This window comes from Candidatus Mancarchaeum acidiphilum (genome assembly GCF_002214165.1).
Classification (GTDB): Archaea; Micrarchaeota; Micrarchaeia; order Micrarchaeales; family Micrarchaeaceae; genus Mancarchaeum; species Mancarchaeum acidiphilum.
Window position 1 is genome coordinate 611,069 of record NZ_CP019964.1, and the last position, 15,623, is coordinate 626,691.

Below are 15,623 nucleotides of genomic sequence, written 5' to 3' on the forward strand. Positions count from 1 at the left end.
GGTGTATATATTGTCTTTGCTCTCATTGTACGAATTCACGCAGGGCTTCTCATTAGGCATACATATAATATTAGCAACGATAGGCATAGGGCTTCCCATAATAGTGGCAACAGCGGAGTACTTGGCCTATAAAAAGAATGACAAGTACTATCGTGCACTTGCCCATAGGCTGTCCTTGATTCTGGTGGTACTTTTTGCAGTTGGCACTGCTTCAGGCACATTGGTTGCGCTTGAACTTGCATTCCTATGGCCCGCGTTCATGAGGCTGGTAGGGTACGTCGCAATACTCCCGTTCTTCACAGAGGTATTCGCATTCTTTACGGAAGTCATATTCCTGTCAATATATGTGTACTTCGGAGACAAAATAAAGAGCGAGAAGCTGAAGATTGCATCAATAATAATTGTAGCTTTTGCAGCGGCATTGTCCGGAGTTCTGATAACTATGGTCAATGCATGGATGAATACGCCCACGGGCTTCAACACTGCATTGTTCATATCTTCAGGGTTCAAGACAATTGCCGACGTGCATCCACTGACTGCATTTGACACTCCTTCAACCGGAATAGAGGTATTCCATGTTATATCTACCTCAATACTGGCAGGCGTAAGCGTGTTCTTCTCTTATTTCGCGTACAAACTTCTGAAGACAAAGGACAATGACGAGAGAGAATATTATAAGAGAGGGCTTAACATAACATTTGGCATCATCGCAGTGATAATAGTATTCGTGATAATAAGCGGAATAATGTCAATAACCACGCTTATGCAGTACCAGACCGAAAAATTTGATGCCATTGAACTTGACTTAATAACGCGTTCCGATGTGCCTGAGATAATATTTGGCACCTATAGCCCGCTAGGGCATACCGTATATAACGGAACAGTTGTCAACGGAACCGTCGTAGGAGGGATTCAGATACCGGGTCTGCAGAGCATACTCGCTTACGGGTTTGGAAAAAGTGCACAGTCAATCGTAATAAAAGGGCTAAACGCTTATCCAAAGGACACATGGCCACCTCTGTTCATACACACGCTGTTTGACATGATGGTTGGGATAGGATTCCTGCTTGGCGGATTCATATGGCTTGTGATGCTGATAAAGCTGTTCATTAAAAAGAATTTCTTTGAGAACAAGGCAGTGCTGGTGCTGTTCGTAATAATAGAAGCGGTTGTGTTGATAACTATGGAAAGCGGATGGGTTGTTGACGAGGTAGGCAGAGTGCCATGGATAGTCTATGATGTCATGCCAATATCCGCGGCAGCAAACACATCGCCGTCAATTGCATATTTCGCAGCAATAATCATATTGATATACATATTCATAATCCCAGCAACCGCATATGTGCTTAAGAGGCTGTTTGATTCAAGGCCGCTGAAAGGTGAATTAGAAAATGCATGATATAATATTGTTCAATTTTATAATCTTCGCCATATTCCTTTCGGCATTCCTGATAGAAGTTGGGCTTGCCCTCCTTCTGCTGATTGATTTCAAGGACAAGGAGAAAATAATGCGCTACCTTGTGCCAGTCTGGGAGATAGACGGCACCTTCGGCGTGTTCTATTTGGTGGATACGGAAGCGACGTTCCCAACTGCGTTGGTCCCTATTGGATTCCTTTACATAATACCAATAATGCTTGCGGGAATAATATTCGTGTTCAGGAATTCATTCTTCGGGTACTCTGAATTCATAAGCAACAAAGTGAACGAAAAGAAGTATCTTAGGGTATATGCGATATCAATCATATTTGTCGCATTCCTTGCGATGTCCGTGCTGAATTCAACCGTAAGCGGCATAGGTGTAAACCTGTCATCATACAGCCTTAACGTGCTTCAATCGATATTCAACGGATTTAACATAACGCTTTTCATAGGCGAGGCGTTGCTGGCATTGTTTGCAGACATGTTGATATTCAGGTTCTCAAAGCGCATCATCTACCCAATTGCCATTGTTGTGCTGTCTCTGCTGTTCATAATATCATCACTTTATGTAGGCAACTTGAACTACCTGATAAGCAACATGTACTCTGAATACTACCTGTTAGCCATTCCAATAATATTGATTGCAATCTCCCTGTCAACATACGCATATAAGGAGAGGTATACCAAGTTTGCAGTGCCAATAACGTTGTTCATTTCAATACTCTCATTTGAGCTTCTTGAGTACCCCGGATTGTTCAATGACAAACTTGCGTTCGCCAGCCTTTTGGTTACGCCCTCAACCCAGCCTCTTGTCCTTGCATTTGGAATAGTGGGCGGATTGATAATAGCATTCTTCCTTGTGATACTTCTCCGCTTGGGCCTTTCAGAATCAAAAGGTTCTCCGGAAGCGGTGGACAAAGAGGAAAAGAAATAAGCGATAGGATGCAATTTTTGCTCGAGCCGTCTTAACCAAATAAAAATTATTTACCTAAAGGTTTAAAAATAAACTATCCCAATAATTACCGGTATATATGAAATCCACTGATTATTCAATACATGTATCAAATTTGGTAAAGAGGTATGGGGATTTTACCGCAGTCGATGGCATATCATTTGATGTGAAAGAAGGCGAGATCTTTGGCTTCCTGGGCCCTAATGGTGCAGGAAAGACGACAACCGTGCACATCCTCACTACAATAATAGACAAGACTTCCGGAGACGCATATGTGTCCGGATTCGATGTTTCAAAGCACAAGGATGAGGTAAGGTCAAAAATAGGAATTGTCTTCCAGGACCCATCAATAGATGACAGGCTTACAGGGTACGAGAACCTTGAGCTTCATGCGATGATGTATGGAATCGACAAAGAAACCAGAAAGCGCAGGATAAATGAGATGCTTGAAATGGTTGAGCTTTCAGACAAAGCCAATGTGGTTATGTCAAGCTATTCGGGAGGGATGAGAAGGAGGCTTGAGATAGCAAGAGGGCTTTTGAATGAGCCAAAAGTTCTGTTCCTTGATGAGCCAACTGTTGGATTGGACACCCAAACAAGAAGGCACATACTCGAATACGTGAAAAAGCTGAACGAGAAATACCACCTATCAGTCCTTCTGACAACACATTACATAGAGGAGGCCGATTACCTGTGCGACAGGGTTGCAATAATAGACCACGGAAAGATTATAGTGTGCGACACGCCACAGAAGCTCAAGGAAGGGCTACACGGGGACATAGTCAAGATATCATTAAAGGAGGAAAAGGAGGTCAAGTTCCTTCAGAAAAATATAAAGAAGTTCAAGAACGTAGTGTCGATAAAGGTTGACGAGGCCGACAAGAAGATTGCCTATCTAAATGTGAAGAGCGCCGCATCAGACCTGCCAGAGATAATAGAGCAGGCATTCAGGTCAAAGCTCAGCATAACAAGCATAGACATACGCAAGCCAAGCCTTGAAGACGTGTTCATACACTACACGGGAAAGAGCATCAGGGATGAGGAGGCAAATCCCAACGAGAGGATACAGGCGGTTATAAGGAGCAGGAATAGGTGATATTATGAACAGAGATATATCGGTAATATATGTTCTTTGGCTTAGGGCGATGAAGAGGTTCATAAGGTCTCCATCCCAGATAATAGGCTCGATTGCAATGCCGGTGCTCTTCCTGCTTTTCCTGGATGCCGGTTTCGGTTCGTTGGCAGCATTCCTACATCTGCCGCCAGGTGTAAGCTATATAGACTTCCTGGTTCCGGGTATAGTAGGGATGTCAATGCTTTTCGCCGCGACGACAAGCGGAATATCGCTTCTTTGGGACAAACAGTTCGGTTTCCTGAAGGAGGTTATGGTCGCACCGGTTAGGCGTGTGAGCATAGTACTGGGAAGGGTTCTTGGAGGATTGAGCACTGCTATAATACAGAGCACATTGCTTATAATAATAGCTCTTTTCATTGGATTTAAGCTGCCAAGCGTACTAGGCATATTGATAACATACGGATTCATGGTGCTGATAGGCATTGTTTTCATATGCCTGGGCCTTATAATAGCGTCTTTCATGAAGGATATGCAGGGTTTCGGGCTAATATTAAACCTGCTCATATTCCCGCTGTTCTTCCTGTCCGGCGCAATATACCCTATAACGGTGCTGCCAACATTTGTGAAGTACATAACATACTTCAATCCACTGACATACGGAGTGGATGGAATGAGGTTTGCCCTGATAGGCATTTCGGTATTCCCGGGCTACGTGGACGCAATTGTACTAGGGATAATTGCTATAGCAATGCTTATACTTGGAGCGATAGCGTTCGCAAAAGGGAAGATAGTGTAATCAGCAAAGCAGCGAAGCAAATGCAATTTGCCTCATACGTTTGCTTTGATGTACTTTGCATCATATGATACAAATTGCGTTTAATGGTGTAGAGAACTGAATTTGGATACATATGCTATTTTTATCAAATTTGGCGTAAAACCCACACGCTTCAGCGGTGGGATATAAGCCACCACAACATGTATAAATACAGATAATAAAATATACATGTTTTGTATGAAAACTGCATACAAATATCGTGCATATCCTTCAAAGGAACAGAAGGGAACTCTGAATAGACAGATGTATCTTTCAAAGGAACTATACAACCTGCTTCTTGAAAAGTCAAAGTCATATTACAAGGAGACAGGAAAAACCTTAACGGAATTCAGGATGAACGGTTGGATAACCAAATTAAAGAAGGAAAAACCGGAATTTGCGGAAATCCATTCCCAGGTTCTTCAGAATATCTCAAAAAGAGTGTCAGATGCATACAAACATTTCTTCTTGAGGTGCAAGGAGAAGAAGCAAGGAAAGAAGGTAAAGGCGGGATTTCCAAGATACAAGAAGTTCGTATCATCTTTGACATATCCTCAAACCAATGGCTTCAAGATAGAGAAGAAGAAGGTTGAACTTTCAAAAATAGGAAGGATAAATTTCGTGAACCACAGAAATATTGAAGGAGGAATAAAAACATTAAATATAAAGAAGACAAAATCACAGGAATGGTACATCACGATTGCTGTTGAAAAGGAGGACAAGCCATTCATTTCAAACGGTAAACCAAGGATTGGTATTGATTTAGGAATAATGCAATACGCCGCGCTTTCGGACAATACAATACTCCAAAACGCAAAAATAACAAAACACGAGAGGAAACATTCAAGAGCCCTTCAACAAAACATATCGAGGAAGGAGAAGGGATCATCCAACAGAAGAAAGGCAGTGACAAGATTTGCAAGATACTCAGAGCATATTTCAAGGATAAGATTGGATTGCATAAACAATCTTTCGAATGAACTGGTGAATTCTTATTCATTCATTGCGTATGAAGATTTAGAGATAAACAATATGGTGAAGAACCACAGATACGCAAAATCGATAAATGAATCTTCTTGGGGAAATTTCACACAATTGCTGCAATACAAGGCTGAAAGCGCTGGTTGCGTGGCAATGAAAGTGAATCCTCAATACACATCAATGACATGCAGCAAATGTGGCAATGTGCAAAGTATATCAATATCCCAAAGGACATTCGTCTGCGAAAAGTGCGGGATGTCAATGGACAGGGATGTGAATGCGGCACAGAATATACTCAAAAGGGCTTTGGACTCCATCAGTCCAACTACCGAAGGGCATTCGGGAAGTCAAGCCCGCGGAGACGACATAAGACCTTCCGCAGGGGAGGCAGTTGCCTATGAAGCAGGAACTACATGGGTGGCATCATGATGACAAATCATAACCACCCTGGAAGCCCACACCATTTACAGGTGGGAGGATGTCACTTAATCTCAATACCGATAAACAATGGGGTAGCCGACTTCATAGGCAAGAAGGGCGCGGAGGACAGCTTGGTTTACTATAACAGGATTTACAACGATGACACAATTGTTGCAATATCTCCTGCAAACTTGGATGACAAATTCTACGGGCTTGCGGAATCTATCACCTTGTCCCATATCATAGTGATAGATGCAAAATCGATAGACAAGCAGCTTGGCGAAGTGCTTATAGCCACGGCATTGGCCGGCAAGCCCACTATAATAATAGAGCATGATACAATAGACCAATCCCAATTGGAGGGCATGCTGAAGCAGCTTAACCTGCCAAATTATACAACATGCAAGATGGAGGACATACTTGGGAAGATAGCAAGCTACAAGCTTGATTCGAATGACGCTTCCGGCCAATGCAGGGTGGACATAGACAGGTCGTTCAACGTAAAAGGCGCAGGCACGGTAGTTTTGGGCATAGTAAGAAAAGGATCCGTAAAAGTGCATGACAAGCTATTGGGCAAAGATTCAAAGGAAGTGATTGTAAGATCCATACAAAGCCAGGACAGGGACATCCAGGAAGCAGGAGTCAGCACAAGGGTTGGGCTTGCGCTTAAGGGTGCCGATTCAGATGAATTCAAAAAGGGCGATACTTTATCAAATTATAAGATAGATCCGAAAAAGAGCATAACGGCAACGATAAACGTGAGCAGCATAAACAAGGAGGATGTCAAAGAGAAATCCTCCTATATATTCGTATCCGGATTCTCTTACACAAGCGCAACTGTAAGCTCTTTTGATGGAAAAAGCATATCCTTGGTGTTTGACAAGCCCCTATGCATAGAGAGCTCTGATTCATTCATGCTTATACGCAAGCAGGAGCCAAGGATCTTCGCTTTCGGAAAAGCGGATTGATTCAGGCCGAATTCCACACAGAATAGAAATGGTCTGTGAGCTCTTTTATCTTTTTCTTGTCGTGCACTACCTCTATGTGCTCTATGTTCTTGTGCAGGCCGCTGTACGTGAAGTTGGCGCTTCCTGTTATCGCTTCCTCCTCCCCTATGTAAAGCTTTTCATGCACAAACCTGCCTTCCACGAACTTGAACTCTATATGCCTGCGCCTCTTTGGATACCTATTGAAAGATATGATCAGAACATAGATGATGATTGCCAAAGCAGCAGCATATACCACGATAGAAAGCAGAAGCATCATCTTTGTGAAGTAAAGCGCCAATGAAAGGATGACGAATATCATTGCCGCGTATATGAGATACTTGGCATGGCTCTTGGCTATGTAATCCTTTGCAACCTCTCCGCTCGCAGCGGCCTTTGACGTTATCACCTTTATCTCTTTCCTTGACGACATCTTTACCAATTTTTTGATATAATTTTTGCTTATGAAGGGCGAGATTATGAAAAGGTACCTGTCATCGTTTGAGACCAGAGGGTCGATGTACCTGTACGACTCATTTCCGCTGTAGCTCGATGATTCTCCATGCCCCATGGTTATACACTTAGTTTATTAATTTTTACTGCGATTTAAGTTTAATATTACGGTTATAGCATATTATTAATTTTTATGCGTACATATTAATTGGGGGTATTAGATGATAGATCTCGGAGAGATAGAAAATTTTACCAAGGAATACTGGTCAAAAGAGGATCCTATTAAAAAAATCAAAAAAGAGTCTGTGGACAAGAAAAAATATTACTTCTTGGACGGGCCTCCCTATGCGACAGGAGAGCTTGGGGTGCACCATGTCTGGGTTGGCGTTGTAAAGGATGTGATGCTTAGGTACAAAAGGTTCAGGGGCTTCTATGTCCACGATAGGGCTGGATTCGATGTCCATGGCCTTCCTATAGAGAACAAGGTTGAGCACAAGCTAGGGTTGAAGACGAAGGAGGATATAGATTCATACGGGATTGACAATTTCATAGAGGCATGCAAGAGCTTCGCTGACGAGCAGGTCAGCGGGATGATAGATATTTACAGGAAGTATGGTTCCTCATTGGACTTTGAGGATGCATACATACCTTACAAAAAAAATTACATGGATGCCGGATGGAGGATGTTCAAAGGGATATACGACAAAGGGCTCGTATATTCGGGAAAGAAAGCACTGGCTTACTGCCCCCACTGCGAAACAGTGCTCTCAGCCCAAGGGCCGGAGATAGAATATTCCGATGATACCGACCCGTCAATATTCGTGAGGTTCAAGGTTGATCCTGAAAGGTCAAAAGATTCAAGGATAAACATTGAGAGCAACCTTTACCTTGTCATATGGACTACAACACCTTGGACGCTTCCGTCTAACATGGCGGTTGCGGTAAACCCTGAAGGGCTATATGTAAAGGCGCAGTTTGGGGATAATATTTATATAGTTGCAAAGGACAGGCTTGACGCATTCGCGAAGAGCATAGACCAGAGCTTCACAGTGCTTGGAGAATTCTATGGATCAGAGCTGCAGGGGATTTATTACAAGGGCCCATTCGAAGACGAGATACCTAAGCAGAGGGAGTTTGCAAAATTCCATAGGGTATTGATGGAGAAAGGGCTTGTTTCCATGGGCGATGGAACAGGATTGGTGCATGTCGCTCCGGGGCATGGTCCAGAGGACTTCAATGTCGGATTCAAGAATGGCATACCTATTTACTCCCCTGTAAGCGACCAAGCAGAATACACGGATGAGGCAGGCGGGCTTAAAGGGATAAAGATACCGGATGAAGCAAACAAATTCGTGCTTGAGAAGCTTAAGAAGGATGGAAGCTTGCTTTACAGAGGATCGATAACGCACAGCTACCCCCACTGCTGGAGGTGCAACAGCAAGCTTATATACAGGTCGACAGATCAGTGGTTCATAGATATACAGAAGATAAAGGACAAGACAATAAAGGCAAACTCAAAGATAAAATGGCACCCTAAAAACACGAAAGAGTGGCAGGACGATACACTGCGCAATTCCCCAGACTGGTGCATATCAAGGCAGAGATACTGGGGAGCGCCAATACCAATATGGAAATGCAACGACTGCGACAACACCATTGCAATAGGATCCGCCGCAGAGCTCAAGGAGAAGGCAGGCTTGAGCAAAGAGCCTGAAGACCTTCATATACCATATATAGACAATATAACCTTCAAATGCGACAAATGCGAAGGGACCATGCATAGGGTCAAGGACGTATTCGACGTATGGTGGGATTCTGGAATAGCGCATACGGCAAGCTTGAGCGAAGAAGAGTGGAAGAGGCTGTTCCCCTCAGATTGGATAACCGAAAGCAGGGACCAATTAAGAGGATGGTTCTCCATGCTGATAAGGACATCGGTTGCATTGTATGGCAAGACCCCATTCAAGGAGGTAACGATAGGGGGAATGGTTTACGATGAGCATGGGATGGAGATGCACAGGCACCTGGGAAATCTCATACTTGCAAAGGACCTGCCCAAGTATGTGTCAGCTGATGGGTACAGGCTTTGGTGCCTTGGCAAGCCAAGATGGGAGGACCTAAAGGTAAAAGTCTCTGAGCTGAAAGAAAGCGACAACATAATTGTGACCTACTACAACATCATGAAGCTTGCGAGGGAGTTTTCAAACCTTTCGGGATCCGACTCAAAGAGAGTGAAGAAGCCGAACCTGGCACTTGCAGACAAGGATGACAGATGGATACTTTCAAGGATAAACACAATAGTGAAGAATTCCACGGAGCTATTTGATTCTTACGGGATAGACCAGGCGATAAACCAGATGGCAGACTTCCTTGTCAATGATTTCAGCAGGACTTATTTGAAGATCGCAAAGCAGAAATCCGAGGATATGAGTACGAAGAAGCTTAGGTATCTCTCAAACCTGATAAATTACGTGCTTTACAAGTTTACGGTTATCTCATCCGTAGCGCTTCCATTTACATCGGAGTACATTTATCAGAAGCTATTTTCCATAGACGGCGGCAGCGTTTTCTATGAACCGTGGCCTAAGGCGGATATAAAGTACATTGACGATAACATAGAGAAGGAATTCGACATTGCAAAGGAACTTTCAAGCGAGATACTGAACCTTAGAGAGAAGAACAGTGTCAGGCTTAGGCAGCCACTGTCAAACGCAAAGGTTATAACGAGGTACAACGAGGTTGCGGATGCGGTCGCAAAGCTTTCGAACATAATAGAGTCGCTTACCAATGTAAAAACAATAAGCGCCGAGATATCTGACAACCTTAACTTGAGGATAATACCTGTATTCGCGAAGATAGGCCCTGAATTCAAGGAGAACAGCAACGTTGTATCTGATGCGCTGCGCAAAGCGGACCCTAAGGAGCTGTCGGAAGCCGTAGAAAAAGAGGGGTACTACACGTTGCATACGGAAAAGGGCAACTTCACCATAAAACCTGAGATGTACACCATATCGGAAGACCTTATAAAGGAGAACGAGGAGGAATCGAAGTACGGCCTTATATACCTTGACACAGAGATAACGGACGACCTCAAGGGCGAGCTGTTGGTAAGGGAGATTATACGCAGGATACAGATGCTCAGGAAGGAAAAAGGATTCAGCAAATCCGACAGGATAAACGTATACCTGTCAGCGGACGTGGCGCTTTCAGCTCTTGTAAAAGAGAATATAGAGAGGATAAAGAAGGTCACAAACAGCAGGTCTATAGATGAAAGGCTCTCCGATGCTAATGGATTGGAGGAGGTTTCATTTGAGATATCTCCGGGAAACAGCATAAAGATAGCGATAGAGAAAAATGAAAGAGGCAAATGACCGGATGTGCGGCTATATATGAATAGCATTGTACTGCCAGGTTATTTTGCTGGCTTTGCAAAAGGTATTTATAATATAATGAGCAAATCCTATTGTTGTTTTCTTAATTATTTCTAATCAAATCAATTATATTAAGGTGTTATATTGACAACATTTTGTGAAAGATGCAAGCGCGAGATATACAGGTATGAAGTTTGTGATTACTGCGGAAGAAAGATTTGCAATAACTGCATGAAGTCTTCCCAGAGGGCTACAAAGACGAAAAGGCTAGTCATATGCAAGGACTGCTGGAGCGATATGGAGAAAAGGAAGGCATACAAATCCGGAAGGGCATTTAACGAGCCTGTTGAGACACACATAATGTGAATCTTTTTCTCTTTTTCGGTCTTTTTCTGTATTTCCTTGTATTATTATTTTATTATTTCAGCATTAGCCGTTTTGCCGATTCTGGATATGCCCGCTTTTGTAGATCATTGCCTATTGGTTTAGCATTGGTTTATTTAGCTTTTTAGAAAAAAATGCATATTGGATAATCGCTTATATTTTTGAATGTGGTATCATGAAGGTTTATGTGAAGACTTACGGATGCACCCTCAACCAGGCGGACAGCGACATAATAAAGACGCTGCTCAAGGACAGCAATATCACCGTTTCGGATGACGAGGCGGATTCTGATGCTGTGATAGTCAACACCTGCACTGTCAAAACCGCAACGGAGCAGAGGATAATAAACAAGCTTGAGAGACTGCAGAAGAGCGGGAAGAGGACAATAGTCACAGGGTGCATGGCTTCCGCCAACCCTGATCTCATATCAAAATACGTGCCTTCTGTAAGCATAATAACGGCCCCAAATATAAGCAGCCTTCCTGCTGCACTTGGCAAAGTTGCTGAAGGTGAAAGAGTTGTATACGACAGATATGGGGCTGTTGACAGGATGTCCTATTTCAAGCCAGGCAGCGGCATAATATCACGAATCCCGATAGGGGATGGGTGCCTGAGCAACTGCGCATTCTGCGAGACCAAGAGGGCAAGAGGCCCTCTGAACAGCTTCTCCTCAGACCTCATAGCTAAGGCGATCTCTTACAGCGTCCGGAAGGGGGCAAAGGAGATAGAACTGACATCTCAGGATGTCGGGGCGTATGGAGCAGACAGAAAGAGCAGCATCGCGGAGCTACTGGACAAGATAAAAACCCTTGACATAGGAGATGACTACTATATAAGGATAGGGATGCTTAATCCGGAGCATGCTCTTAAGCATATAGAGGCATTCACAGATGCGCTTAACAGCGGCCATTTTTACAAATTCATACACCTTCCTGTGCAGTCGGGAAGCGACTCGGTACTTAAGGACATGAACAGGGATTACGACATTTCGCAGTTCTATGAGGTTGTTGACAGGCTCAGGTCCAATGTGAAGGATCTTATGCTTGAAACCGATATAATAGTCGGATACCCTACGGAGAAGGAAAAGGATTTTGAGGAAACCCTCGAGATGGTGAAAGATGTAAAGCCTGACGTATCAAACCTTTCAAAGTTCGCAAGAAGGCCCCATGCAAGGGCATCGAAGCTTGAGCAGCTTTCGGAGAACGAGATAAAGAGAAGGAGTGTTGAGGCAACACGCATCATACGCAGGGTCCAGAATTCGATAAACAAAAAACTCATCGGCACATCGCAGGATGTGATGCTCACGGAAAGGACGGGGATTTCGATAAACGGCAGGAACCCGTCATACAAGCAGGTAATAATAGCTGGAGAAAGCGATGGCCTTGAATTGGGAGACAGATGCAAAGTGAAAATATACTCGTCGACATCAAACGCTTTATATGGGAAAGTGCTAAATTGATTCGGTGCTTATAGCAGATTTAATTAATGCATTCAAAATGGTGTGACCATGTACAATGGCTTGGTAAAGGAGCTTCTTGATAAAAATGGCTTAAAGATAGGAGACTTTGCTCTAATTGAATTTGGCAATTCAAAGGAGGTGGTAAAGATACTGCCGAATTCCGAATTCACGGAGAAAGGGATATTGGTAGTCAAGCTTGAAAGCGGATACAACTTCGGAATATCTGTCGATGAGATAGATAGTATAGAGAAGGCGGAGCACAAGGAGAAATCTGATGATCCTTCTGAATCGGAATTGCAGAGTATTGAATTGAACAAAGATCTACCCCAAGTATCTATAATATATACTGGGGGCACCATAGGGAGCAAGCTCGATTACAGGACTGGGGGGGTGCATATGCTTCTGAAGCCGGAGGAGCTTATAGCCAACGTCCCCGAGCTATCTAATATAGCAATGCTACATCCGGTGCACCTCTTCAGCATAGCAAGCGAGGACATGACATACCTTGAATGGCAGCGGATAGCAAGCACTGTTGCAGAAGAGATAAAGGGCGGAAGCAGAGGAGTTGTCATAACAATAGGAACGGACACGATGCATTATGTCTCATCTGCCTTAAGCTTTATGCTCAAAGGCCTCAATGCACCTGTTGTATTTACCGGATCGCAAAGAAGCAGCGACAGGGGGTCCAGCGACTCATTCATGAACCTCATATGCTCGGTGCGCATAGCAGCTGAATCGGACATAGCGGAGGTGGGCATCTGCATGCACAAGGACAGCTCCGATGACTACTGCCAATTGATAAGAGGAACGAAGGCAAGGAAGATGAACACGAGCAGGAGGGATGCATTCAGGCCAATAAACGACCTGCCTATAGCGCATCTTGGCATAAAAGGGGAGATACATTACGACAGCGATTACAACAAAGTCAAAAGTTCGGCCGAAGGGATAACCATTATGGACAAGTTCTCAGATAAGGTAGCGCTGCTTAAGGTATACCCTAATTCCGATCCTGACATAATAAATTATTACAAAAATAAAGGCTACAAAGGGATAATAATAGAGGGCACAGGGCTCGGACATACTTCGGTATCGGGAAGGCCTGAAAAATCATATTTGAATAACATAAAGGAAGCGATTGATTCCGGCATGATAATAGGGATGACCTCGCAATGCCTATATGGAAGGGTAAACTCCAAGGTTTACACAAACCTGAGGCTCCTCAGCAATGCCGGAGTCGTATACTGCGAGGACATGACACCGGAAACCGCATACATAAAGCTTGGATGGCTGCTGGGAAATTACAATAGGGATGAAGCAAGGCAGCTGCTTAACAAGAACATAGCCGGAGAGATAAGGGACAGGACCCTTTACGATGAATTTCTCATATAGATGATCAAATGGATGAAGATTATTACAAGTCTATAGGATTCATGTGCGGCCTTGAGATACACCAGAGGCTCAACACAAAAGAGAAGCTTTTCTGCTCGTGCACCTCGAAGCCTATCGATGATGATGAAAAGCCGGAGGCGAGCATCACAAGGTACCAGCGCGCGGTCGCGGGAGAGTTGGGAAAGATAGACGCGGCAGCAAAGATAGAGGAAGGGAAGAAGAAAGCATACCATTACAACGTATTCAAGGACAATACCTGCCTTGTCGACATAGATGAAGAGCCGCCGCACCAGATGAACGGCGAGGCATTGGGAATTGCATTGTCATTGGCGGCCGCATTTAAAATGCATATATTCAAGGAGCTGGAGCCGATGAGGAAGGAGGTTGTTGATGGAAGCAACACGAGCGCATTCCAGAGGACCACGATTGTGGGATTGGATGGCAGGATAAAGGTCAACGGCCATGATGTGCTCATACCTTCGATGATGCTTGAGGAGGAATCCGCAGGAATTGTCTCAAATGGGGATGACGAGGCTGTGTTCAACACGGACAGGCTTGGCATACCTTTGGTGGAGATAGATACGGACCCTTATATAAGGAGCCCCGCGGAGGCAAAGGATGTGGCCTCATACATTGGGATGCTGCTCAGGATAACAGGAAAGGTCCAAAGGGGCATAGGCACTATAAGGCAGGATGTAAACGTCTCTATAAAAGGAGGGGCAAGGGTTGAGATAAAGGGATTCCAGGATCTCGGAAGCATGGACAGGTACATAGAGAACGAGATAGAGAGGCAGAGGAGCCTTATATTGGTAAAGGGGGAGCTTGCAAAAATCGACTGGAAGCCTGAATTCGGCAATTTCGAGGATTTGACAGACTTATTCGTGGGCACAAGCTCGCGCTTGATAAAAGCGTCTCTTGAAAAGAACGGATCGGTAATCGCGGTGAACGTGAAAGGATTCAAAGGTTACTTGGGCAAGGAGATCAATCCCGACAGAAGGCTCGGAAGCGAGGTGAGCGACTACGCAAAGCTTGCAGGCGTGAAAGGATTGATACATGCGGATGAGGATTTAAAATCGAAATATGGATTATCGGATTCCGAGATATCGGCAATCAGGGGCAGGCTCAACATTAAAGATGATGATTCGTTCATAATGGTAACAGCGCCCAAGGCGAAAGCGGAAAAGGCATTGGATTATGCGCTTGGGAGGATAGCATATTTCGCGAAAGGCGTTCCTCCTGAAACAAGGTCCGTATACGATGACAAGCTTTATACGACAAGATTCATGAGGCCAATAGCGGGAGGCTCAAGGATGTACCCCGAAACAGATGCAAAGCCAATACTTGTTACCGAAGAGATGATAAAGCAGGCGGAAGAATCGAAGCCCAATCTCGAAAACGCGATAAATGAGCTGGAGGATGCGATAAAAGACGAAGCATTGGTCAAAAATCTCCTGCTTTCGCCAAGATATCCGCTATACAAGGAGATATCGTCATCCATTGACGTAGACAAAAAGATAATAGCCGACATCCTCATGCAAAAATTCACTGAGATGAAAAGAGAAGGCATTGACGTGGACAGCATGAGCGATGGCACCCTGAAGTCGATATTCGAGATATACAAGGAGGGTAAGCTGACAAAGAGGGGGATTGTGCAGATGGTCAGGGCGGCAGCCGAAGAATCCCCTTCCGCGGACAAAGGCGATCTTTACAGGATCGCTGAGGAAAGGAAGCTGAGGAAGCTCAGCAAAGATGAGCTTCTTGGGATAGTGAAGGAATTCAAGGAGAAGGGAAGCAAAAATGTGCTCGCGTCGATAATGAAAGACCATAATATTGATGTGGAGGCAGAAGAACTGCGGGACCTGCTAAATAATAGCAAGGTTTAAATACTTTAAATTTAAGAATTATATGAGTGGTGGATA

Annotated in this window: 12 protein-coding genes; 11 read left to right on the top strand and 1 reads right to left on the bottom strand. The window is 44.1% G+C overall.

The features are described 5' to 3' along the window. Positions 1–10: 10 nt before the first annotated feature. The 6 genes from Mia14_RS03220 (at position 11) to Mia14_RS03245 (ending at position 6,630) form a co-directional block, all read left to right on the top strand. The gene (locus Mia14_RS03220) at positions 11–1,399 is read left to right on the top strand and encodes a cytochrome ubiquinol oxidase subunit I (protein WP_157891447.1); all 1,389 of its coding nucleotides are present in this window, start codon (positions 11–13) and stop codon (positions 1,397–1,399) included. Beyond that, the gene (locus Mia14_RS03225; protein ID WP_088820221.1) at positions 1,392–2,354 is read left to right on the top strand and encodes a cytochrome d ubiquinol oxidase subunit II; all 963 of its coding nucleotides are present in this window, start codon (positions 1,392–1,394) and stop codon (positions 2,352–2,354) included. The genes Mia14_RS03220 and Mia14_RS03225 overlap by 8 nt, the downstream gene beginning before the upstream one ends. A gap of 97 nt (positions 2,355–2,451) precedes the next feature. After that, positions 2,452–3,468 (top strand): ATP-binding cassette domain-containing protein, encoded by a 1,017-nt coding sequence (locus tag Mia14_RS03230; RefSeq protein ID WP_088820222.1) that lies wholly within the window; start codon positions 2,452–2,454, stop codon positions 3,466–3,468. A 4-nt stretch (positions 3,469–3,472) separates the two neighbouring features. Further along, positions 3,473–4,243 carry an ABC transporter permease gene (locus Mia14_RS03235; protein ID WP_088820223.1) on the top strand — a complete coding sequence of 257 codons (771 nt, stop codon included), beginning with the start codon at positions 3,473–3,475 and terminating at the stop codon, positions 4,241–4,243. A gap of 216 nt (positions 4,244–4,459) precedes the next feature. Continuing rightward, entirely contained in the window at positions 4,460–5,671 is a 1,212-nt protein-coding gene (locus Mia14_RS03240) for an RNA-guided endonuclease InsQ/TnpB family protein (RefSeq protein ID WP_198539373.1), read from the top strand. Continuing rightward, the gene (locus Mia14_RS03245) at positions 5,668–6,630 is read left to right on the top strand and encodes an EF-Tu/IF-2/RF-3 family GTPase (protein ID WP_088820225.1); all 963 of its coding nucleotides are present in this window, start codon (positions 5,668–5,670) and stop codon (positions 6,628–6,630) included. The genes Mia14_RS03240 and Mia14_RS03245 overlap by 4 nt, the downstream gene beginning before the upstream one ends. Position 6,631: 1 nt before the next feature. Here Mia14_RS03245 and Mia14_RS03250 read toward each other — a convergent pair whose 3' ends face one another. Further along, complete coding sequence (locus Mia14_RS03250) at positions 6,632–7,219, bottom strand: phospholipase D-like domain-containing protein (protein WP_088820226.1); 588 nt, start codon at positions 7,217–7,219, stop codon at positions 6,632–6,634. A gap of 103 nt (positions 7,220–7,322) precedes the next feature. Here Mia14_RS03250 and ileS point away from each other — a divergent pair, with 103 nt between their 5' ends. From ileS to gatE, 5 genes are all read left to right on the top strand, one after another. Beyond that, a complete protein-coding gene (gene ileS / locus Mia14_RS03255; RefSeq protein ID WP_088820227.1) occupies positions 7,323–10,472 on the top strand; it encodes an isoleucine--tRNA ligase in 3,150 nt (1,049 codons plus the stop codon). 144 nt (positions 10,473–10,616) lie between these two features. After that, positions 10,617–10,838, top strand: a complete 222-nt coding sequence (locus Mia14_RS03260; RefSeq protein WP_088820228.1) for a hypothetical protein — start codon at positions 10,617–10,619, stop codon at positions 10,836–10,838. Positions 10,839–11,031: 193 nt separating this feature from the next. After that, complete coding sequence (locus Mia14_RS03265; protein WP_088820229.1) at positions 11,032–12,315, top strand: tRNA (N(6)-L-threonylcarbamoyladenosine(37)-C(2))-methylthiotransferase; 1,284 nt, start codon at positions 11,032–11,034, stop codon at positions 12,313–12,315. 48 nt (positions 12,316–12,363) lie between these two features. Next, positions 12,364–13,704 (top strand): Glu-tRNA(Gln) amidotransferase subunit GatD, encoded by a 1,341-nt coding sequence (gene gatD / locus Mia14_RS03270; protein WP_088820230.1) that lies wholly within the window; start codon positions 12,364–12,366, stop codon positions 13,702–13,704. Positions 13,705–13,712: 8 nt separating this feature from the next. Further along, positions 13,713–15,587 carry a Glu-tRNA(Gln) amidotransferase subunit GatE gene (gene gatE / locus Mia14_RS03275; protein WP_088820231.1) on the top strand — a complete coding sequence of 625 codons (1,875 nt, stop codon included), beginning with the start codon at positions 13,713–13,715 and terminating at the stop codon, positions 15,585–15,587. Positions 15,588–15,623: the final 36 nt, after the last annotated feature.

What these genes read in the sequence shown, in the direction of transcription:
- Mia14_RS03225 (WP_088820221.1), top strand. Translation starts at nt 1,392, where the DNA reads ATGCATGATATAATATTGTTCAATTTTATAATCTTCGCCATATTCCTT.
- Mia14_RS03230 (WP_088820222.1), top strand. Translation starts at nt 2,452, where the DNA reads ATGAAATCCACTGATTATTCAATACATGTATCAAATTTGGTAAAGAGG.
- Mia14_RS03235 (WP_088820223.1), top strand. Translation starts at nt 3,473, where the DNA reads ATGAACAGAGATATATCGGTAATATATGTTCTTTGGCTTAGGGCGATG.
- Mia14_RS03240 (WP_198539373.1), top strand. Translation starts at nt 4,460, where the DNA reads ATGAAAACTGCATACAAATATCGTGCATATCCTTCAAAGGAACAGAAG.
- Mia14_RS03245 (WP_088820225.1), top strand. Translation starts at nt 5,668, where the DNA reads ATGATGACAAATCATAACCACCCTGGAAGCCCACACCATTTACAGGTG.
- Mia14_RS03250 (WP_088820226.1), bottom strand. Translation starts at nt 7,219, where the DNA reads ATGGGGCATGGAGAATCATCGAGCTACAGCGGAAATGAGTCGTACAGG.
- ileS (WP_088820227.1), top strand. Translation starts at nt 7,323, where the DNA reads ATGATAGATCTCGGAGAGATAGAAAATTTTACCAAGGAATACTGGTCA.
- Mia14_RS03265 (WP_088820229.1), top strand. Translation starts at nt 11,032, where the DNA reads ATGAAGGTTTATGTGAAGACTTACGGATGCACCCTCAACCAGGCGGAC.
- gatD (WP_088820230.1), top strand. Translation starts at nt 12,364, where the DNA reads ATGTACAATGGCTTGGTAAAGGAGCTTCTTGATAAAAATGGCTTAAAG.
- gatE (WP_088820231.1), top strand. Translation starts at nt 13,713, where the DNA reads ATGGATGAAGATTATTACAAGTCTATAGGATTCATGTGCGGCCTTGAG.